17 protein-coding genes are annotated in these 21,059 nt (G+C 60.9%); 14 read left to right on the top strand and 3 right to left on the bottom strand.

What is annotated here, in order from left to right; all coding sequences use genetic code 11:
- Positions 1-257: 257 nt before the first annotated feature.
- Positions 258-692 (bottom strand): YkgJ family cysteine cluster protein, encoded by a 435-nt coding sequence (locus tag CFE47_RS28685; RefSeq protein ID WP_017529542.1) that lies wholly within the window; start codon positions 690-692, stop codon positions 258-260.
- Positions 693-932: 240 nt separating this feature from the next.
- On the opposite strand from CFE47_RS28685, the gene CFE47_RS28680 reads away from it, so the two are divergent.
- The 4 genes from CFE47_RS28680 (at position 933) to CFE47_RS28665 (ending at position 8,996) form a co-directional block, all read left to right on the top strand.
- Positions 933-3,383, top strand: a complete 2,451-nt coding sequence (locus tag CFE47_RS28680) for a glycogen/starch/alpha-glucan phosphorylase (RefSeq protein ID WP_286842211.1) — start codon at positions 933-935, stop codon at positions 3,381-3,383.
- Positions 3,384-3,476: 93 nt separating this feature from the next.
- Positions 3,477-6,527 (top strand): DUF2339 domain-containing protein, encoded by a 3,051-nt coding sequence (locus tag CFE47_RS28675; RefSeq protein WP_286842209.1) that lies wholly within the window; start codon positions 3,477-3,479, stop codon positions 6,525-6,527.
- Positions 6,527-7,876, top strand: coding sequence for a DUF3999 domain-containing protein (locus CFE47_RS28670; RefSeq protein ID WP_286842207.1), 1,350 nt, complete (start codon positions 6,527-6,529; stop codon positions 7,874-7,876). The genes CFE47_RS28675 and CFE47_RS28670 overlap by 1 nt, the downstream gene beginning before the upstream one ends.
- A gap of 109 nt (positions 7,877-7,985) precedes the next feature.
- Positions 7,986-8,996 (top strand): class 1 fructose-bisphosphatase, encoded by a 1,011-nt coding sequence (locus tag CFE47_RS28665; protein ID WP_057008551.1) that lies wholly within the window; start codon positions 7,986-7,988, stop codon positions 8,994-8,996.
- A 43-nt stretch (positions 8,997-9,039) separates the two neighbouring features.
- On the opposite strand, the gene CFE47_RS28660 is transcribed toward CFE47_RS28665, so the two are convergent.
- A complete protein-coding gene (locus CFE47_RS28660) occupies positions 9,040-9,174 on the bottom strand; it encodes a hypothetical protein (RefSeq protein ID WP_269835741.1) in 135 nt (44 codons plus the stop codon).
- On the opposite strand from CFE47_RS28660, the gene CFE47_RS28655 reads away from it, so the two are divergent.
- A complete protein-coding gene (locus CFE47_RS28655; RefSeq protein WP_017138621.1) occupies positions 9,173-9,427 on the top strand; it encodes a hypothetical protein in 255 nt (84 codons plus the stop codon). The genes CFE47_RS28660 and CFE47_RS28655 overlap by 2 nt on opposite strands.
- 30 nt (positions 9,428-9,457) lie before the next feature.
- Positions 9,458-10,027 (top strand): lipocalin family protein, encoded by a 570-nt coding sequence (locus tag CFE47_RS28650; RefSeq protein ID WP_286842200.1) that lies wholly within the window; start codon positions 9,458-9,460, stop codon positions 10,025-10,027.
- Positions 10,028-10,158: 131 nt separating this feature from the next.
- Here CFE47_RS28650 and CFE47_RS28645 read toward each other — a convergent pair whose 3' ends face one another.
- On the bottom strand, positions 10,159-11,523 hold the full coding sequence (locus tag CFE47_RS28645; protein WP_286842197.1) for a formimidoylglutamate deiminase: 1,365 nt from the start codon (positions 11,521-11,523) through the stop codon (positions 10,159-10,161).
- A gap of 147 nt (positions 11,524-11,670) precedes the next feature.
- Here CFE47_RS28645 and hutC point away from each other — a divergent pair, with 147 nt between their 5' ends.
- The 8 genes from hutC (at position 11,671) to hutH (ending at position 21,047) form a co-directional block, all read left to right on the top strand.
- A complete protein-coding gene (gene hutC, locus CFE47_RS28640) occupies positions 11,671-12,381 on the top strand; it encodes a histidine utilization transcriptional repressor HutC (RefSeq protein ID WP_286842214.1) in 711 nt (236 codons plus the stop codon).
- On the top strand, positions 12,378-12,938 hold the full coding sequence (locus tag CFE47_RS28635; RefSeq protein ID WP_286842196.1) for a HutD/Ves family protein: 561 nt from the start codon (positions 12,378-12,380) through the stop codon (positions 12,936-12,938). The genes hutC and CFE47_RS28635 overlap by 4 nt, the downstream gene beginning before the upstream one ends.
- 388 nt (positions 12,939-13,326) lie before the next feature.
- On the top strand, positions 13,327-14,997 hold the full coding sequence (hutU, locus tag CFE47_RS28630) for a urocanate hydratase (RefSeq protein ID WP_185704758.1): 1,671 nt from the start codon (positions 13,327-13,329) through the stop codon (positions 14,995-14,997).
- A gap of 176 nt (positions 14,998-15,173) precedes the next feature.
- Positions 15,174-16,622 (top strand): purine-cytosine permease family protein, encoded by a 1,449-nt coding sequence (locus tag CFE47_RS28625; protein ID WP_286842194.1) that lies wholly within the window; start codon positions 15,174-15,176, stop codon positions 16,620-16,622.
- A 69-nt stretch (positions 16,623-16,691) separates the two neighbouring features.
- A complete protein-coding gene (locus CFE47_RS28620; protein ID WP_286842193.1) occupies positions 16,692-17,657 on the top strand; it encodes an ABC transporter substrate-binding protein in 966 nt (321 codons plus the stop codon).
- A gap of 72 nt (positions 17,658-17,729) precedes the next feature.
- Entirely contained in the window at positions 17,730-18,581 is an 852-nt protein-coding gene (locus tag CFE47_RS28615) for an ABC transporter permease (RefSeq protein WP_012721776.1), read from the top strand.
- Positions 18,578-19,402, top strand: a complete 825-nt coding sequence (locus CFE47_RS28610; protein WP_286842189.1) for a quaternary amine ABC transporter ATP-binding protein — start codon at positions 18,578-18,580, stop codon at positions 19,400-19,402. Before CFE47_RS28615 ends, CFE47_RS28610 begins: the two co-directional genes overlap by 4 nt.
- Positions 19,403-19,538: 136 nt before the next feature.
- Positions 19,539-21,047, top strand: a complete 1,509-nt coding sequence (hutH, locus tag CFE47_RS28605) for a histidine ammonia-lyase (RefSeq protein ID WP_286842187.1) — start codon at positions 19,539-19,541, stop codon at positions 21,045-21,047.
- The last annotated feature ends 12 nt before the right edge of the window (positions 21,048-21,059 follow it).

Raw genomic sequence — 21,059 nt, 5'->3', positions numbered from 1 at the left:
CGATCCGCCTGCGTAAGAAGATCCTGGACGAAGGCGAGCGTACCCGCGCTGCCAAGAAAGCCAAGAACTGAGTTAACTCAGGCTGAATGAAAAACGCCCCCGGTCGAAAGGCCGGGGGCGTTTTTTTGTGCCTGCAATTTGTGTGTTGTTTGTACCGGCCTCATCGCGGGCAAGCCCGCTCCCACAGGGGAATGCATTCCAAGTGTGGGAGCTGGCTTGCCTGCGATGAGGCCAGCACAGTCACCAAAGAATCTGGATCAAAACTTATCGAGGGTCTTGAACTTGGTCTCGCGCACCACTTCCTTCGGCTTATACGCGCAATACCCCGGCCGCGGCCCGATTTTCGGGTGGTTGCGGCACGTGTCCGGGCGCTTGTCATAAATAGTGCAGAAGCGCGTCTTACGATCCAGGTACAGGCAGTCGTTGTTGCTCATGCGCTGCAGGGTAAAAATCTCGGACTTGGAATTGAAGCGCTCGACGATGCCTTCCTTCTGCAACCGCTTGGCGATGTTCTTCGGCGGGTCGCCGCGCTCGAACTCATCGACGATGCCGATGCGGATCAGGTCCTTGATCTTCACTTCGACCGGCAGCGTGCAGCAGCTGGACACGCAGCCACCGCACATATGCGCGGAATATTTCTGCCACGTTTCAAGTCGGTCGAGTTCCGCGGCGGCGATCAGTTGAGGCTTCATCAGGGTTCCAAAAGGTGGGGCTGTATCCGGGCGCGCGATCATACCGGGATTGGTGATTTTTTGAACAATATTTTGTGGGTTTCAGCCAGAAGGCGTGCGGGCAGTAAAAGCAGGCACGGCCAATGCATCAAAATCTCACAAAGGTAAATGCGTTAAAAAAGTGCCGAACCAGAGCGTCTACCGTCTGTCAGACCGTCTAGGCTCTAGCAACTCCTTCTATCTCGCCCGAGGTCGCAATTGATGTCTCAGGAACCACTTGCACGAGAAGCAGAGGTAGCCGCATTCCGCGATGCCGTCTTGACCAAGCTCACCTACGCGGTGGGCAAGGACCCGGATCACGCCTTCGACCACGACTGGTTCGAAGCCATTGCCCTGGCCGCGCGCGACCAGATGGTCGATCACTGGATGGATCACACCCGGCGCATCTACCGTAAAGGGCAGAAACGGGTTTATTACCTTTCCCTGGAGTTCCTCATTGGGCGCTTGCTCTACGACAGCCTGAGCAACCTCGGCGTGTTGGAGATCGCTCGTGAAGCGTTGTCGGAATTGGGCGTCGACCTGGAGCGCATCCGCCTGCTGGAGCCCGACGCGGCACTGGGCAATGGTGGCCTGGGTCGTCTGGCGGCGTGCTTTATGGAAAGCATGTCGACCTTGGGCATTGCTGGTCACGGCTACGGCATTCGTTATGAACATGGTCTGTTTCGCCAGGCGATCGTCGATGGCTGGCAGCAGGAACAGACCGAACGCTGGCTGGATTTCGGCAACCCTTGGGAGTTCGAGCGGGCCGAGGTGATTTATCCGATTGGCTTTGGCGGCAGCGTCGAAACCAAAGCGGACGCTTCCGGCAAGATGATCCAGGTATGGACGCCCAACGAAACTGTACGCGCGGTTGCCTACGACACCCCGGTGGTCGGCTGGCGTGGCGCCAGCGTCAACACCTTGCGCCTGTGGCGTGCGCGAGCGGTGGAAGACCTGCACTTGGAGCGCTTCAACGCCGGTGACCATTTGGGCGCGGTTGCCGAAGTGGCTCGCGCTGAAAGCATCTCCCGAGTGCTTTACCCGGCAGACAGCACCGAAGCGGGGCAGGAACTGCGTCTGCGCCAGGAATACTTCTTCGTCGCCGCCTCCCTGCAAGACTTGCTGCGCCGCCACAAAAACATGCACGGCTCCGTGCTGAGCCTTGGCGAACACGCCGCGATCCAGCTCAACGACACCCACCCGTCCATCGCTGTGGCTGAGTTGATGCGCCAACTGGTGGACCTGCACGATATTCCGTGGGAAGCGGCGTGGGACGTCACCGTCGAAACCCTGTCCTACACCAACCACACCCTGCTGCCCGAGGCATTGGAAACCTGGCCTGTCGGCCTGATGGAACGCATGTTGCCCCGGCACATGCAGATCATCTACCTGATCAACGCCCAGCATATCGATTCGCTACGCGCCAAAGGCATCCACGATTTTGATGTGTTGCGCGCGGTGTCGCTGATCGAAGAGGACAACGGCCGCCGCGTACGCATGGGCAACCTGGCGTTCCTTGGGTCCCATAGCGTCAACGGCGTATCCGGTTTGCACACCCAATTGATGCGCAGCACGGTGTTCTCCGAACTGCACAAGCTCTACCCGGAACGTATCAATAACAAAACCAACGGCATTACCTTCCGCCGCTGGTTGTACCAGGCCAACCCCAAGCTCACCGAGATGCTGGTGGAGGCCCTGGGGCCGGACATCCTCGACACGCCCGAACAGCGCTTGGTCGAATTGGAACCGTTCGCCGAAAAACCGGCGTTCCGCAAAGCCTTCGCCGAACAGCGCCTGCACAGTAAGCGTGCACTGGCAGACATTATTCACGAACGCCTGGGCATTTCGGTGAACCCGGCGGCGATGTTCGACGTGCAGGTCAAACGGATCCACGAATACAAGCGCCAGTTGCTCAACCTGATGCATACCGTGGCGCTGTACCAGGCGATCCGAGCCGAGCCGGGCACCGACTGGGTGCCGCGCGTGAAGATCTTCTCGGGCAAGGCGGCAGCCAGTTATCACCAGGCCAAGTTGATCATCAAGCTGACCAACGACATCGCCCGTACCGTCAACAACGACCCGACCGTTCGCGGCCTGCTCAAGGTGGTGTTCCTGCCCAACTACAACGTCAGCTTGGCGGAAAGCATCATTCCGGCGGCGGATTTGTCGGAGCAGATCTCCACCGCCGGCTTTGAAGCCTCGGGCACCAGTAACATGAAGTTCGGCCTCAACGGTGCGCTGACCATCGGCACCATGGACGGCGCCAACGTGGAAATGCACGAGCGCGTCGGTGCCGAGCATATGTTTATCTTCGGCCTCAGTGCCCAGCAGGTGGAAGCCCGCAAGCACGCCGGCGAATTCAACGCCGGGCCGGAAATTGCCGCGTCCCATCGCCTCAACGATGTGCTGCAAGCGATCCGAGGCGGGGTGTTCTCGCCGGATGATCCTGGCCGCTATGTGGGGCTGATCGACGGGTTGGTCGACTACGACCGGTTCCTGGTGTGTGCCGATTTCGACTCCTACTGGGACGCCCAGGCGGCGGTCGAAAGGCATTGGCACGATTCGAAGGCCTGGTGGCGTTCGGCGGTGCTCAATACGGCGCGGATGGGGTGGTTCAGTTCGGACCGGACCATCCGCGAATACGCCACGGAAATCTGGAAAGCGCTCGACTAAACACCACAAAACCCTGTGGGAGCGAGCAAGCCCGCTCCCACATTAGTGCTGCGTCGATATACTGAGTGCAGGTTTGCTTAGGGAATATCGACCATGCAATGGATTTTCATGCTGATTGGCCTCGCGCTCGGCTGGACGCTCGATGAGTCGTTCAGCGACGCAGGCGTCGGTGCACTGCTGGGCCTGGGCATTGGCCAGGCGATTCGCCTGGCGCAGCTGTCGGCTCAGGCGGACAAGCAAGCAGGTCAGCTGGAAACCACGCAGAAGGCGCTGATCGCGCTGGGTGATCGCTTGCGGCAACTGGAAGTGCCAGTCGCTACAAGCAGTGTCATTGTCGAATCCCCCATTCCTGAACCTGCACCAGCCCCCAAGGTCCCTGACCTTGTCTGGGAGTTGCCGGCTGAATTGGCGCCGGTTGCCATTACCGCCGAAGCCAGCCAACCGTTGGCAGACGACGCCTGGACATCGACGCCCCCTGCCAAAGAGCCTGCCACCCCTCGTGGCCCCAACCTGATCGAGCGTGCCTTCACTGCTGCGCGCAACTGGCTGTTGGGCGGTAATACCGTGCTGCGGGTGGGTGTGGTGCTGCTATTCCTTGGCCTGGCGTTCCTGCTGCGCTATGCCACCGAAGGCATGGTGGTGCCAATTGAAATGCGCTACGCCGGTGTGGCGGCGGCGGCCATTGGTCTATTGGGCCTGGGTTGGTGGCTGCGCCTGCGTAACAGCAACTATGGGTTGATGCTGCAAGGAACCGGGATCGCAGTGCTGTACCTCACGGTGTTCGCGGCGATGCGCCTGCACCCGTTGATCGACCCCGGTGCTGCGTTTGGTTTGCTGGTGGCGGTTACGGTGTTTTCGGCGATCCTGGCAATTACCCAGAATGCGCTGGGGCTGGCCTGCGCGGCGGCGCTCGGCGGTTTTGCGGCGCCGATCCTTGCCTCCACTGGCGCGGGCAGTCATGTAGCGCTATTCAGCTACTTTGCGTTGCTCAATGCGGGCATCCTCGCCATCGCCTGGTTCAAGGCTTGGCGCCTGCTCAATGTGATCGGTTTTGTCGGCACCTTTGGCATCGGCTTCGCCTGGGGCGCTCGCGCCTATACACCGGAATTGTTGTGGAGCACCGAGCCCTTCCTGGTGCTGTTCTTTGTGATGTACCTGGGCATTGGCCTGTTGTATGCCCGGCGCAAGCTGATGGAAGCGGACGCGGGCGACAGCCTGGGGGCGCAACTGCGCAAGGGCGATTATGTCGACGGCACCTTGCTGTTCGGGCCGCCGCTGGTGGGCTTTGGCCTGCAGTTCGCGTTGGTGCAGCATCTGGAGTTCGGCGCCGCTTTTAGTGCATTGAGCCTGGGCATTGTCTACATGGTGCTGGCCCGATTGCTCAGTGGCGGTCGCGCTGCGTTGCTGGGGGAAACCTGCCTGGCCCTTGGCGTGATTTTCGCCAGCCTGGCCATTCCGTTGGGCCTCGATGCGCGCTGGACCGCTGCGGCGTGGGCCGTTGAGGGCGCGGGGATTTTTTGGCTGGGCCTGCGCCAGCACAAACCGATGGCGCGGATATTTGCCTTGTTGCTGCAACTGGGGTCGCTGCTCGCATTCCTCAGTGAGTTACGCAGTGGCCAGGACACCTTGCTGGAAGGTCCGCCGTTGAGCGCTTTGCTGCTTGGCGCGGCGCTGCTGTTCACGTTTTATCAAGTTCACAAGGCTGTGCCGGAACAGACGCGGCATTGGGAGCGCGTGGGCGCTCCTTGGTTGGCGGCCCTGGGCCTTGGCTGCGCGTATTTGCTGGCGCCGCTGCTACTGTCGACCCAAGGGTGTGTCATCAGTTGGGCGGTCGCCGGTGTTGCGACGCTGTGGGCAGGCCACCGAATTGGCTCGCAAGCGGTGGTGCGCTGTGGCGTTGCGGTGCAGTTGCTCGCCGGCGGTTTGTTCCTGCTCGACCCGGTGGCCCATCTGTGGACACCGCTGATCATTGCGTTGGCGGCGTTGACGGGCGCCTGGCGCTTGCCGCGTGGCCGTTTGTCCAACGCCCTGTTGGCCTGGGGTGTTGCGTGGTGGGCGCTGGCTTGGGTCAGCGAGGTGGTTGGCTCGGCGCCCTACACGTTGCACACCACGTTGTTGTTGCTCGCCGCTGCACTCAGCGCGGCGCTCTGGACGGTGCTTGCGCTGCGCCTGCGCTGGGCGTCTCTGGGGGTGGCCGCTACGTTGCTGATGCCGGCAACAGGTTTGGTGCTGTTGGGCGCATGGGACGCGTACTACCACCCGGCCGCGCAGTTCGGTTGGCTGGCTTGGCTGGCGGTGTTTGGCGTGCATTTCGTCTCGCTGCGGCGTTTGGCGGCGCTGCTGCCCGCCAAGGTGCTGGGTGCGGCGCACATACTGGGCTGCTGGATGTTGATCGGCGTGTTGGCACTGGAGCTGCGTTACGGCCTGTTGATGCTGTCGAGCGAATACAACGCCTGGCGCTGGCTGGGTTGGGCGATTCTGCCGAGTCTGTACCTGGTGCTGGCCGCTGCGCCGCGCCGTTGGCCGTGGCCGGTGTCGGCGTATCCGCACGAGTACCGCGTACACGCAGCGTTGCCGTTGGCGGTATTGATGCTGGGTTGGTTCTGGTTGGCAACTATCTTCAGTGACGGTACGGCTGCGCCGCTGCCTTATCTGCCGCTGCTCAATCCTCTGGACGTGGGCCTGTTGTTCGCACTGTTTGGCATCTACCTGTGGTCGCGAAGCGTGGCGCCACAACGCGGGCCGCAGGCTGAGCTAATCGCCCAGGGGGTGGCGGGGCTCTCGTTGTTTGCATTCTTTACTGCGGTGGTCATGCGCACCGCGCACCATTGGGGCGGTGTGCCGTTCCAGCTGGATGCGTTGCTCGAGTCGATGTTGGTGCAAGCCGGCCTGTCGATCGTGTGGACGCTGATCGCCCTCGGCCTGATGATCGGCGGCCACCTGCGTCGCCGTCGCGAAGTGTGGCTGATCGGTGCGGCGCTGATTGCCGTGGTGGTGGCCAAGCTGTTCTTTGTCGAGTTGAGCAACCGTGGCGGGTTGGCGCGGATCGTGTCGTTTATTGGGGTGGGTGGGTTGTTGCTGGTGGTGGGTTACTTTGCACCGCTGCCGCCCAAGCGCGTTGAAACCGAGGGAGCACCTTCTTGATGGGCAAAGTGAGTCTGAGTGGGTTGGCCGTATGGATCCTGTGTTCAGCGGTGCATGCACAAGAAACACCGGCAGATTTCGCGACTCACGTCCCTTTGGCGATCAGTGGCAACGGCCCCTGGTATCGCCTGGAATTGCCATTGGCGGTGCAATTGAACGCCCGCCAGGCAGATCTCAGTGACGTGCGGGTATTCAACGCGGCGGGTGAGCCGCAGGCTTATGCGTTGTCGCGACAAGCCTCGCAACGCACCGAAAGCCGCAACGTCACCGACGTGAAGTGGTTCCCGCTGTATGCCGCCGATACCCACGAAGCCTTGCCGGGCGTGGTGATGAAAGCCACCACCGACGGCACACTGCTGGAGATTCGCCCGTCCTCGGTCAACGGCCAGCAAGTGCTGCGCGGTTGGGTGCTGGATGCCAGTGCGATCAAGGCGCCGTTGCAGCAACTGACCCTCGATTGGAGCCATGAGAGGGACGGTTTCCAGCGTTTCAGCATTGAGGCCAGCAACGACCTGCAGCATTGGCAAGCCTGGGGCGATGGGCAAGTGGCGCGTTTGTCGTTTGCCGACGAGCGGGTGGAGCAGCACGACGTGAGCCTGCCGGGGCAATCGGCGCGTTACCTGCGTCTGGTGTGGCAAGGCCAGGCGGCGCCACTGCTGACATCGGCCAAACTGGCGAGCGCCACCAGCAGCAGCCTGCCGCTGCCGTTGGTGTGGTCGCAGCCGCTGGCGGGCGCGCGGCTCAAGGCGGGGGAATACAGTTGGCGGTTGCCTGCCGCGCTGAGCATCGAGCGCCTGCGTATCGAGCTGAAACAGCCCAACACGTTGGCGCCAGTCACGCTGTCTGGGCGTCGGGACGACAAGCAGGCGTGGCAACCCCTGAGCAATGGTTTGCTGTACCGCCTGACCCAGGACGGCCGGGACGTGGTGCAGGACCAATTGCAGCTGCCTGGACAGACCGTCACCGAACTCAAGTTGCAGGTGGACGAGCGCGGCGGCGGCCTGGGCATCGAAGCGCCGGCCTTGCGGTTTGCCGTACGTGCCACGCAGTTGGTGTTCCTGGCGCGGGGCGAGCCGCCGTTCAGCCTCGCGCTGGGGAATGCGTCGGCCAAGGCAGCGAACCTGCCGCTTTCGACGCTGATTCCGGACTACAAAGCCGAGCGTCTCACCGCATTGGGGTTGGCCAAGGTAGACGGGGAGGTAGGGTTCACTTCGCCTGCTGTTGTAGCGGCGGTGGAGGCCGGAACGAACTGGAAAAAGCTCGGGCTTTGGGCCGTGCTGCTGCTCGGCGTGGCGGCATTGGGCGCCATGGCCTACAGTTTGCTGCGCAAGCCGCCGGTGGCACGTTAAATAAAGTCCATGAACTCTATTGGGTTTAAATCCTCTGATAGGAGGAAATACGCCCCGACTCGCGTTAAACTGCGCGGGTTTTTAAGCCCCCCATTCTCCGGAGCCTTACATGTCCCGCGTTACTTTGAGTCGCTATTTGATTGAGCAGACCCGCAGCAACAACACGCCTGCCGATCTGCGCTTCCTTATCGAAGTGGTGGCGCGTGCTTGCAAGGAAATCAGCCACGCCGTGTCCAAAGGCGCACTGGGTGGTGTCCTGGGCAGCATGGGCACTGAAAACGTGCAGGGCGAAGTGCAGAAGAAGCTCGACGTGATCTCCAACGAGATCCTGCTCGAAGCCAACGAATGGGGCGGTCACCTGGCCGGCATGGCGTCCGAGGAAATGGACAATGCCTACCAGATCCCGGGCAAATACCCGAAAGGCGCGTACCTGCTGGTGTTCGACCCACTGGACGGCTCGTCCAACATCGACATCAACGCACCGGTCGGTACCATCTTCTCGGTACTGCGTTGCCCGAACGAATACCTGAGCCAGAACGAAGCCCTGAACGAAAAGGCCTTCCTGCAGCCAGGTACCGAGCAGGTCGCTGCCGGTTACGCGATCTACGGCCCTCAGACCATGCTGGTACTGACCCTGGGCGACGGCGTCAAAGGCTTCACCCTGGACCGCGAGATGGGCAGCTTCGTGCTGACCCACGAAGACATCACCATTCCTGCGTCCACTCAGGAATTTGCGATCAACATGTCCAACCAGCGCCATTGGGAAGAGCCGGTGACCCGCTATGTCGGCGAGTTGATGGCAGGCGAAGAAGGCCCGTTGAAGAAGAACTTCAACATGCGTTGGGTGGCAGCGATGGTGGCTGACGTGCACCGTATCCTGACCCGTGGCGGCCTGTTCATGTACCCACGTGACAGCCGCGAGCCCTCCAAGCCGGGCAAACTGCGCCTGATGTACGAAGCCAACCCGATGTCCTTCCTGGTTGAGCAGGCGGGCGGTGCGTCCACTGACGGCCACCAGCGCATCCTCGACATCCAGCCTGAAGGCCTGCACCAGCGTGTGGCGGTGTTCCTGGGTTCGAAGGAAGAAGTCGAGCGCGTGACGGCGTATCACAAGCAGTAAATTGCAGCGATAGGTTATCCGCGTTGTTGTGAGCCGGATCACCTTAAAAAGAAGCCCCGAAACGTTTCAGCGTTTTCGGGGCTTTTTTGTTTTTGCTCATCGGGAACCAGACACCTCTTTTCCCTTCTAAGCTTCTGGCAGATACCCCAGCTGCTTGTCTCTCCAGGAGCTTTTCCATGTCTTTACGCCGTCTCTCCCTGCTGGCTTTTTGCGTGCTATTGGCCGCGTGCAGCAAGGTCAACCAAGAAAACTACGCGAAGTTGTCGGCCGGCATGGCCAAGGCCGAGGTGGAGTCGTTGCTGGGTAAGCCGACCGATTGCTCCGGCGCACTGGGCATGTCCAGTTGCACGTGGGGCGATAAAAACAGCTTTATCAGCGTGCAATACGCCGGTGACAAAGTTCTGATGTTTTCCGGGCAAGGCCTGAAGTAAACCGGGGCGCGAGCCTGCGGGAGAAGAAGAATGATGCGTTTTGTTTTGTTCCTTTGCGCCAGCCTGTTTTTGGCGGGCTGCGCCAGCCATTCTGGCGATGATCTGCAACCCAAGACAGCGAGCAACGTCAACCTCAAGCGTTACCAGGGCACCTGGTATGAGTTGGCCCGATTGCCGATGTACTTCCAGCGCAACTGCGCACAGTCCGAAGCCCGTTACACCTTGCTGCCTGATGGCGACATGTCGGTGTACAACCGGTGCCTGACGACCGAATGGAAGTGGGAAGAAGCCAAGGGTACCGCCACCCCGCAAGTGCCGGGCAAGACCGACAAGCTCTGGGTGGAATTCAATAACTGGTTTACCTCGCTTCTTCCGGGCGTTGCCAAGGGTGACTACTGGGTGTTGTACGTCAGTGATGACTACAAGACCGCGATTGTCGGCAGCCCTAACCGGCGCTACATGTGGATCCTGTCGCGTACACCGACCGTCAACACCGACACCCGCGAAGACCTGCTGAGCAGGGCGCGGCAACAGGGGTATGACACCACGCGGCTGATCTGGCGTACGTCGGACAAAGAGATGGCGAAGACTTCGCAGTAAACCTGAGGCTACCGCCGATCAAAATGTGGGAGCGGGCTTGCTCGCGAATACGGTGTATCAGTATCAGATGTTCTGACTGAACCACCGCATTCGCGAGCAAGCCCGCTCCCACATTTGTTATGTGTCGCCAGTCAGCTCAGCAAATCTCTTAAAACTTGGGTAAACGCCCGGCTGCTTTCTTCCTCGCCAGCATGATGCCCATCGCGCACCACCCATTTCCCGTTCACCAGCACATCCCGCACCTGCCGATCCCCGCCAGCGAACAGCCAGCGATTGAGAATTCCATCTTCTGTGGCCGTTGCCAGGTACGGATCATTGCCGTCCAGCACCAGCCAATCCGCGCGTTTGCCCACTTCCAATCGACCAATCGCTTGCCCCAGCGCCTGCGCGCCGCCGTCCAGGGCCGCATCAAACAACGTGCGCCCGACCATCGGCTGATCGCTGCGATACAAGCGATTACGCCGCTGATCCCGCAGCCGCTGGCCGTACTCCAACCAGCGCAACTCTTCCACCACGCTCAATGACACATGGCTGTCGGAGCCGATGCCCATGCGTCCACCCTGCGCGAGGAAGTCCACGGCTGGGAAAATCCCGTCGCCCAGGTTGGCTTCGGTGGTCAGGCACAAACCGGCAATTGCGCGGCTCTTGGCCATGCGCGCCACCTCATCTGTATCAGCATGGGTGGCATGCACCAGGCACCAGCGTTCATCGACTTCAACGTTGTCGTACAGCCATTGCAGCGGACGCTTGCCGCTCCAGGCCAGGCAATCGTCGACTTCCTTTTGCTGTTCGGCGATGTGGATATGCACCGGGCAAGCCTTGTCGCTGGCAGCCAGCACGGATTGGATTTGTTCCGGGGTCACAGCGCGCAGGGAGTGGAAGCACAGACCCAACTGCTGCGCAGGTTGTGCGGCCAAGATGGGTTTCAGGTGCGCCTGCAGGTCAAGATAGTGCTCAGTGCTGTTGATAAATCGACGCTGGCCGTCATTCGGCGCCTGGCCGCCAAACCCGGAATGGGTATAGAGCACCGGCAGCAACGTCAGGCCAATACCGCTGCTGGTGGCAGCCCGGCTGATTTGCCGCGACAACTCAGTGCGATCGGCATACGGCTGGCCGCTGACGTCGTGATGCACGTAGTGAAACTCTGCCACCGAGGTGTAGCCGGCCTTGAGCATTTCGATATACAGCTGACGGGCGATGACGTGAAGTTGCTCTGGGTTGATCTTGCCGACCATGCGGTACATCAGGTCGCGCCAGGTCCAGAAACTGTCATTCGGGTTGCCGGCCACTTCGGCCAAACCCGCCATGGCGCGCTGAAATGCATGGGAGTGCAAGTTAGGCATGCCCGCCAAAACCGGGCCTCTCAGCCGTTCTGCGCCTTCGAAGCTGGCATTGGCCTCAACCTTTGTCAGCAGGCCATTGGCGCTGACTTCAAGACGTACATCATTGGCCCATCCATTAGGCAGCAGTGCGCGTTCGGCAAAGAAAGCGGACATGATCAAGGCACCCCGGTCGTGTGTTTATTTGTATATACATATACAGACGTTTGCCTGCTCGGTAAACTCCGGCAATCTATGCATCTTTTCCCTCTGCAAGGATTCCCCGTGCCGACTCCGCCCGCCAACTCTTCGCTGGCTGCCCACATGGACGAAAGTCCGGCGCCCTTGTATGCCCGCGTCAAACAGATGATCAGCCAGCAGATTCTCAACGGCAACTGGCCACCCCATTACCGTGTCCCTTCCGAGAGTGAGTTGGTCAGCGAGCTGGGTTTCAGCCGCATGACCATCAACCGCGCCCTGCGTGAACTCACCGCCGAAGGTTTGCTGGTGCGTATGCAGGGCGTGGGGACTTTCGTCGCCGAGCCCAAGAGCCAGTCGGCGCTGTTCGAAGTGCACAACATTGCCGATGAGATCGCCTCTCGCGGTCATCGGCACACGTGCAAGGTGATTACCCTGGGCGAAGAGGCCGCCGGTTCCGAACGTGCCGTTGCCCTGGAGATGCGTGAAGGCGGGCGGGTGTTCCACTCGTTGATCGTGCACTTCGAAAACGATATTCCCGTGCAAATCGAAGACCGCTTCGTCAACGCCCTGGTCGCCCCGGAATACCTGCAACAGGACTTCACCCAACAGACGCCTTACGCGTATTTGAACCAGGTGGCGCCGCTTACAGAAGGCGAGCACGTGGTCGAGGCGATCCTGGCCGACGCGTCCGAGTGCGCGCTGTTGCAGATCGAACCCACCGAACCGTGCCTGTTGATTCGCCGGCGCACCTGGTCCGGCCGCCAGCCGGTGACCGCTGCGCGCTTGATCCACCCCGGTTCCCGTCACAGCCTGGAAGGACGTTTCAGCAAATGAGTGAAGTGAAAGTCTGGCGCGCCGCTGACTACGTGCGCATGCCGTGGAAAAACGGCGGTGGCAGCACCGAAGAGATCACCCGTGACGCCGGTGCGGGTCTGGATGGCTTTGGCTGGCGCCTGTCGATTGCTGACATCGCCGAGTCGGGTGGCTTCTCCACGTTCGCCGGCTACCAGCGTGTGATCACCGTAATCCAAGGCGCGGGCATGGTATTGACCGTCGATGGCGAGGAACAGCGCGGGTTGTTACCGCTGCAAGCGTTCGCGTTCAAGGGTGACAGCCAGGTCTCATGCCGCCTCATCACCGGGCCGATTCGCGATTTCAACCTGATCTATTCGCCAGCGCGGTATCACGCGCGGTTGCAGTGGATTGATGGCGAACAGCGCTTTTTCACCACCGCGCAGACGGTGTTGGTGTTTAGCGTGGCGGATGAAGTGAAGGTGCTGGAGCACAAGCTCGGTCACCACGACTGCCTGCAAATCGACGGTAACACTGGCTTGCTGGATATTTCCGTCAGCGGCCGCAGCTGCATCATCGAACTGACCCAACTCGGTTAATACCTGTGGGAGCTGGCTTGCCTGCGATAGCGGCGGTGAATTCACCGTTGCTATCGCAGGCAAGCCAGCTCCCACATTTGCTTTGTGGTGTTCACAAAATCTGTTTCCAGCCTCCGCACCAATTTGTTACCGAATGCCCCAGCGTGGCGCAAAGCCACGCTGCCGTGACAAACCTTCCTCGCTGTAAAACTCTCTTGTAAGAAATTTCATCAAGCCTTGAAGCCTTAATTTCCAAGGCTTGCGCACGATTTCAAAAAAAATCTCAACAGCACCCTCAGCAAGTTGGCCGCTTGATTGCATATGCTTGTATGTACAAGTAAAGATGTGTGCGTAAGACTCTCCTTCGCACCATCAATGTTCGCGCATCGATCGCCGAGGAGTCTTAGCTGTGACCAAGCCTACAAAATACCGTGACGTTGAAATCCGCGCCGCCCGCGGTAACAAGCTCACCGCCAAAAGCTGGCTGACTGAAGCGCCGCTGCGCATGCTGATGAACAACCTCGACCCACAAGTGGCCGAGAACCCGAAGGAACTGGTGGTGTACGGTGGCATCGGCCGCGCGGCGCGTAACTGGGAGTGCTACGACCAAATTGTCGAGAGCCTCACTAACCTGAATGACGACGAAACCCTGCTGGTGCAATCCGGCAAACCGGTCGGTGTGTTCAAGACCCACAGCAACGCTCCACGTGTACTGATCGCCAACTCCAACCTGGTACCGCACTGGGCCAGCTGGGAGCACTTCAACGAACTGGATGCCAAGGGCCTGGCCATGTACGGCCAGATGACCGCCGGCAGCTGGATCTACATCGGCAGCCAAGGCATCGTCCAGGGCACCTACGAAACCTTCGTCGAAGCCGGTCGCCAGCATTACAACAGTGACCTCACTGGCCGTTGGGTGCTCACCGCCGGCCTCGGCGGCATGGGCGGCGCCCAGCCTCTGGCCGCGACCCTGGCTGGCGCTTGCTCGCTGAACATCGAATGCCAGCAGGTCAGCATCGACTTCCGCCTGGCCAGCCGCTATGTCGACGAGCAAGCCACCGACCTCGACGACGCCCTGGCGCGCATCGCCAAGTACACCAAGGAAGGCAAAGCCATCTCCATCGCCTTGCTGGGCAACGCGGCCGAAATTCTGCCGGAACTGGTCAAGCGCGGCGTGCGCCCGGACATGGTTACCGACCAGACCAGCGCCCACGACCCACTCAACGGCTACCTGCCTGCCGGCTGGACCTGGGACGAATACCGCGCTCGCGCCAAGACCGAGCCGGCCGAAGTGATCAAGGCCGCCAAGCAGTCGATGGCCGTTCACGTCAAAGCCATGTTGGAATTCCAGAAACAAGGCATTCCGACCTTCGACTACGGCAACAACATCCGCCAGATGGCGCAAGAAGTCGGCGTGGAAAACGCATTCGACTTCCCAGGCTTTGTACCGGCCTATATCCGCCCACTGTTCTGCCGTGGCATCGGTCCGTTCCGCTGGGCGGCGCTGTCCGGCGACCCGCAAGACATCTACAAAACCGACGCCAAGGTCAAAGAGCTGATCCCGGACGACGCTCACCTGCACAACTGGCTGGACATGGCGCGCGAGCGCATCAGCTTCCAGGGCCTGCCGGCACGTATCTGCTGGGTTGGCCTAGGCCAACGCGCCAAGCTCGGCCTGGCATTCAACGAAATGGTACGCAGCGGCGAGCTGTCGGCTCCGGTCGTGATCGGTCGTGACCACCTCGACTCCGGTTCGGTGTCCAGCCCGAACCGTGAAACAGAAGCCATGCAGGACGGTTCCGACGCTGTGTCCGACTGGCCGCTGCTCAACGCCCTGCTCAACACCGCAAGCGGCGCGACCTGGGTTTCGCTGCACCACGGCGGCGGCGTGGGCATGGGCTTCTCGCAGCACTCCGGCATGGTCATCGTCTGCGACGGTACCGATGAAGCGGCTGAACGCATTGCCCGTGTGCTGCATAACGACCCGGCTACCGGAGTCATGCGTCACGCCGATGCGGGTTACCAGATCGCGATCGACTGCGCCAAGGAACAAGGCCTGAACCTGCCGATGATCAAGTAACGACTGGCCCGGTTGGTGTGGGAGCTGGCTTGTCTGCGATGGCATCACCTCGGTTCTACCCACAGACCGAGTTGCTTGAATCGCAGGCAAGCCAGCTCCCACAGATGACCTGCTGTGTACACAAGACCTGTTTCACCCGCACCACCGAATAACAATCCATCAGAGGTTGAACACCCATGGCTGCAAATGACACCACCCCGTTGATCGAAAGGCGTTCGATCGACTACATCCCGGAAGCGGAAAGACATGGTCGTCTATTGAGCCAGTTCACCCTGTGGCTGGGTGCCAACCTGCAGATCACTGCGATTGTCACCGGGGCCTTGGCCGTGGTGCTGGGCGGTGATGTGTTCTGGTCGTTGATCGGTCTGTTGATCGGCCAACTGCTGGGCGGTGGCGTGATGGCGTTGCACGCGGCGCAAGGTCCGCAATTGGGTTTGCCGCAGATGATCTCCAGCCGCGTGCAGTTTGGCGTGTATGGCGCGGTGATCCCGCTGGTGTTGGTGTGCCTGATGTACATCGGTTTTTCCGCCAGCGGTTCGCTGTTGGCGGGGCAAGCGGTGGCGCAGTTGCTGCACGTGGAAGACTGGGTCGGCATCGTGCTGTTCGCAGGCTTGATCATGGTGTTTACCATTTTCGGCTACCGCGTCATCCACGGCATAGGGCGCGTGGCCAGCGTGCTCGGCGTCATCGCGTTTGTGTACCTGTTCTACACATTGCTGGCAGGTAACGACGTTGGCGCGCTGCTGGGCAACAAGCACTTTTCCCTGAGCAGTTTTCTGTTGGCGATCTCGTTGTCGGCGTCGTGGCAGATTGCGTTCGGCCCTTACGTGGCGGACTACTCGCGCTATCTACCCCGTAGCACATCCGCGTCGAAAACCTTCTGGGCCGTTGGCCTGGGTTCGGTGATCGGTGCGCAGGCGTCGATGGTGTTTGGCGTGTTCGCTGCGGCCCTGGCGGGTGCGCAATTTGCCCACCACGAAGTGTCGTTCATCGTCAGCCTGGGCGGTACCGGGGTTGTCGCGGCGCTGCTGTATTTCAGCATCGCCTTCGGCAAGGTCACCGTGACCACCCTGAATGCCTACGGCAGCTTCATGTCCATCGCGACGATCATCAGCGGTTTTCGTGGCAGCCGGCACATCTCGAGTGCGGTGCGCCTGCTGTACATCTTCCTGATGGTGTCGATTGCTGCTGCGCTGGCGCTGTTGGGCAAGGACTCGTTTCTCAAGGACTTCTCCGCGTTCATCCTGTTCCTGCTTGCGTTCTTCACTCCGTGGAGCGCGATCAACCTGGTGGATTTCTACTGCATCACCAAGGAGCGCTACGACATTCCGGCGCTCTCCAACCCCAACGGTCGCTACGGTCGCTGGAACGTGATGGGCATCAGCATCTATGTGTTCGGCGTGCTGATCCAGATGCCGTTCATCTCCACGCACTTCTACACCGGTCCCCTGGTCGCCAGCCTTGGCGACACCGATATCTCCTGGATCATCGGCCTGGTGGTACCGGCGGCGCTTTACTACTGGGCCGCGAAAAAGTGGCACAGCGCAATTCCTGAACACCTGATCCTGCCGGTAGAGCAGGGCGCTGCACCAACGACGACAAACGGGCTGGCTGCACAAGCCTGATGGGACGTGGACAGGGCAGGATGCCTACTGACTGCCGTAATCCATTTCAAGATTGGGAGCGTCACAACAATGAAAATGCATAAAACCTTGTTGGCCACACTGTTCTCTGCGGGCGTGCTGGCTTCTGTCGGCGCCCAAGCGGCCGGCTGGTGCGAGTCCGGTAAACCGGTGAAATTTGCAGGCCTGAACTGGGAAAGCGGCATGCTGCTTACCGACATCCTGCAAACCGTTCTGGAAAAAGGCTACGACTGCAAAACCGACAGCCTGCCGGGCAACTCCATCACCATGGAAAACGCCCTGAGCAGCAACGACATCCAAGTGTTTGCCGAAGAGTGGGTGGGCCGCAGCGAAGTCTGGAACAAGGCCGAGAAGGCCGGCAAAGTCGTCGGTGTCGGCGCGCCCGTGGTAGGGGCAGTCGAAGGCTGGTACGTACCGCGCTACGTGATCGAAGGCGATGCCAAGCGCAAGCTGGAAGCCAAGGCGCCGGACCTTAAAAACATCGCCGACCTGGCCAAGTACGCTTCGGTGTTCAAGGATCAGGAAGAACCGTCCAAGGGCCGTTTCTACAACTGCCCAGCCGGTTGGACCTGCGAGCTGGACAACACCGAGATGCTGAAAAGCTACGGCCTGGAAAGCACCTACACCAACTTCCGCCCAGGCACCGGCCCGGCGCTGGATGCGGCGGTGCTGTCGAGCTACAAGCGTGGCGAGCCGATCCTGTTCTATTACTGGTCGCCAACTCCGCTGATGGGCCAGGTCGACCTGGTCAAGCTGGAAGAAAAACCCGGTGTGGATAAAACCGTGAGCATCAAGGTCGGCCTGTCCAAGACGTTCCACGAGCAGGCCCCGGAATTGGTGGCCGTGCTGGAAAAGGTCAACCTGCCCATCGACCTGCTTAACCAGAACCTCGGTCGCATGGCCAAAGAGCGAATTGAGTCGCCAAAACTGGCGAAAATTTTCCTCAAGGAACATCCTGAAGTCTGGCACGCATGGGTGAGCGACGACGCAGCCAAGAAAATCGACGCGGCCTTGTAGGTCAAGCGTGCCCGGCTACCCTGATGGGTTGGTCGGGCGCCTGGCCACAACCCATTGGATCGAGAGCACGATATGTTTCCTGAGAGTTTTACGTTTTCCATCGCCGACTGGGTCAACGGTTGGGTGGACTCACTGGTCACCAACTATGGCGATGTGTTCCGGCACATCTCCGACACCCTGTTATGGGCCATCGTCAACCTGGAAGGGCTGCTGCGCGCAGCGCCCTGGTGGCTGATGCTGGCCATCGTCGGCGCTGTCGCCTGGCACGCCACCCGCAAGGTGGTGACCACGGCGGTGATCGTCGGCCTCTTGTTCCTGGTGGGCGCGGTTGGCCTGTGGGACAAGCTGATGCAGACGCTTGCCTTGATGATGGTGGCCACGGTGATCTCGGTGTTGATCGGCATTCCGCTGGGCATTCTCTCGGCGCGCAGCAATCGCCTGCGCTCGGTGTTGATGCCGCTGTTGGACATCATGCAAACCATGCCGAGTTTCGTGTACCTGATCCCGGTGTTGATGCTGTTCGGCCTGGGCAAGGTCCCGGCGATTTTCGCCACGGTGATCTACGCCGCGCCGCCGCTGATTCGCCTGACCGACCTGGGTATTCGCCAAGTCGACGGCGAAGTCATGGAAGCCATCAATGCCTTTGGTGCCAACCGCTGGCAGCAACTGTTCGGCGTGCAACTGCCGCTGGCATTGCCCAGCATCATGGCCGGTATCAACCAGACCACCATGATGGCGCTGTCGATGGTAGTGATCGCCTCGATGATCGGTGCCCGTGGCTTGGGTGAAGACGTGCTAGTCGGCATCCAGACCCTCAACGTCGGCCGTGGCCTCGAAGCCGGCCTGGCGATTGTGATTCTCGCAGTGGTCATCGACCGCATTACCCAGGCCTATGGTCGTCCACGGCATGAGGCGAGCAAATGACTACTGTCAGCAAAATTGAAGTTAAAAACGTCTTCAAGATCTTCGGCGCCCGTTCCAAGGACGCGCTGTCGCTGATCGGCCAGGGCAAGACCAAGGACCAGGTACTGGCCGAAACCGGTTGCGTGGTCGGCGTGAACGACTTGTCGCTGAGCATCGGCACCGGTGAGATCTTTGTGATCATGGGCCTGTCGGGTTCCGGCAAATCCACGCTGGTGCGCCACTTCAACCGCCTGATCGACCCTACCAGTGGCGCGATCCTGGTGGACGGCGAAGACATCCTGCAACTGGACATGGAAGCCCTGCGCCAATTCCGTCGGCACAAGATCAGCATGGTGTTCCAGAGCTTCGGCCTGCTGCCCCACAAGAGCGTGCTCGATAACGTTGCCTACGGCCTCAAGGTGCGCGGCGAAACCAAGCAGATCTGCGCCGAACGCGCCCTGCACTGGATCGAAACCGTGGGCCTCAAGGGCTACGAAAACAAATACCCGCACCAGCTCTCTGGCGGCATGCGCCAGCGTGTCGGCCTGGCCCGCGCATTGGCGGCGGACACCGACATCATCCTGATGGACGAAGCGTTCAGCGCCCTCGACCCGTTGATCCGCGCCGAGATGCAGGACCAGTTGCTGGAGCTGCAAAAGACCCTGCACAAAACCATCGTGTTCATCACCCACGACCTCGACGAGGCCGTGCGCATCGGCAACCGCATCGCGATTCTCAAGGACGGCAAGCTGATCCAGGTCGGCACGCCGCGCGAGATCCTGCATTCGCCGGCGGATGAGTATGTGGACCGGTTTGTTCAGCGGCGGGCGGCGGTAGTCTGATCCGGATTGTGTGGTGAGCCGACCGGCGCCATCGCGGGCAAGCCCGGCTCCCACAGGAGAGTGCGTTCAAAATGTGGGAGCTGGCTTGCCTGCGATGAGGCCGGCAAGGCTGCAAAGAATTGAAGAAGGTATGAAGATGTCCCTGCCAACAAAAATCATCATCGCCAACGCCCCTTTGCGCTGGCAGGACGTAGTCGCCGTGGCCCGCCACGGCGCCGTCCTCGAACTCTCGGGCCAGGCCTGGGCACGCATCGACAATGCCCAGGCCATCGTGCAGCGCATTGTCACCAGCGGCGAGCGCGCCTACGGCGTGAACACCGGGCTGGGTGCGTTGTGCAACGTGTCGCTCAAGGGCGAACAACTGAGCCAACTGTCGCGCAATACCCTGCTGAGCCACGCGTGTGGCGTGGGCCCGGTGCTGAGCGATGAGCAAACCCGCGCGATCATCTGCGCTGCCATCATCAACTACAGCCACGGCAAATCCGGCCTGCATCCGCAGGTGGTGCACTCGCTGCTGGCGCTGCTCAACCACGGTATTACGCCGCAAGTGCCGTCCCAGGGTTCGGTGGGTTACCTGACCCACATGGCCCACATCGGCGTGGCGTTGCTCGGTGTGGGCAACGTGAGCTACAAGGGCCAGATCGTCCCGGCGCAGCAGGCCTTGAGCGCCGAAGGCTTGCAGCCGGTGGTGCTGGGTGCCAAAGACGGCTTGTGCCTGGTCAACGGCACGCCGTGCATGACCGGCCTGAGTAGCCTGGCCCTGGCCGACGCGCATCATTTGTTGCAATGGGCCGACGTGATCGGCGCGATGAGTTTCGAAGCGCAGCGCGGCCAGATCGATGCGTTCGACGAAGAAATCATCGCCCTCAAGCCGCACCCCGGCATGCAACTGGTTGGCATGAACCTGCGTGCCTTGCTCGACGGCAGTGAAGTGATCGCCAGCAGCAAAGGCATTCGTACACAAGACGCGCTGAGCATCCGCTCGATCCCGCAGATCCACGGTGCGGCCCGCGACCAGGTAGAGCACGCCACTCGCCAGGTCGAGACCGAGCTCAACAGCGCCACCGACAACCCGCTGGTACTCGGCACTCCGGACAACTACCGCGTCGTGTCCCAGGCCAACCCGCACGGGCAGTCGGTCGCGCTGGCGGCAGACATGCTCGCCATTGCCATGGCCGAAATCGGCTCGGTGGCCGAGCGTCGCCTGGACCGCCTGATCAACCCTCACGTCAGCGGCTTGCCGGCGTTCCTGGTGAGCAACCCCGGGGTCAACTCCGGGATGATGATCGTGCAGTACGTCGCCGCCTCCCTGTGCGGGCAAAACCGCCAACTGGCGCAACCGGCGGTGCTCGATAACTTCGTCACCTCGGGCTTGCAGGAAGACCATCTGAGCATGGGCACGAATGCCGCGCTGAAGCTGTACTCGGTGCTGGCCAACGTCACCCAGATCCTCGCCATCGAATATTTGCTGGCCGCCCAGGCCTTCGAGTTCCTCAAGGACCAGCGTTTTGGCGTCGGCACCGACCGTGCCTGGCGCTTGTTGCGTGAAGTGGTCCCGGCCTATGAGCAGGACCGCTGGCTGGCGCCGGACATTGCAGCTGCCGCCACCTTGCTCAAAGCCACTGCCTTACCGAATCTGCACTGAATAACAATTTCA

Source organism: Pseudomonas sp. PGPPP1, from assembly GCF_002255865.1.
In the GTDB taxonomy this organism is placed as follows: domain Bacteria; phylum Pseudomonadota; class Gammaproteobacteria; order Pseudomonadales; family Pseudomonadaceae; genus Aquipseudomonas; species Aquipseudomonas cremoris.
Note: the sequence above shows the minus strand (reverse complement) of the source record. Positions and strands in the feature narration are given on the sequence as shown.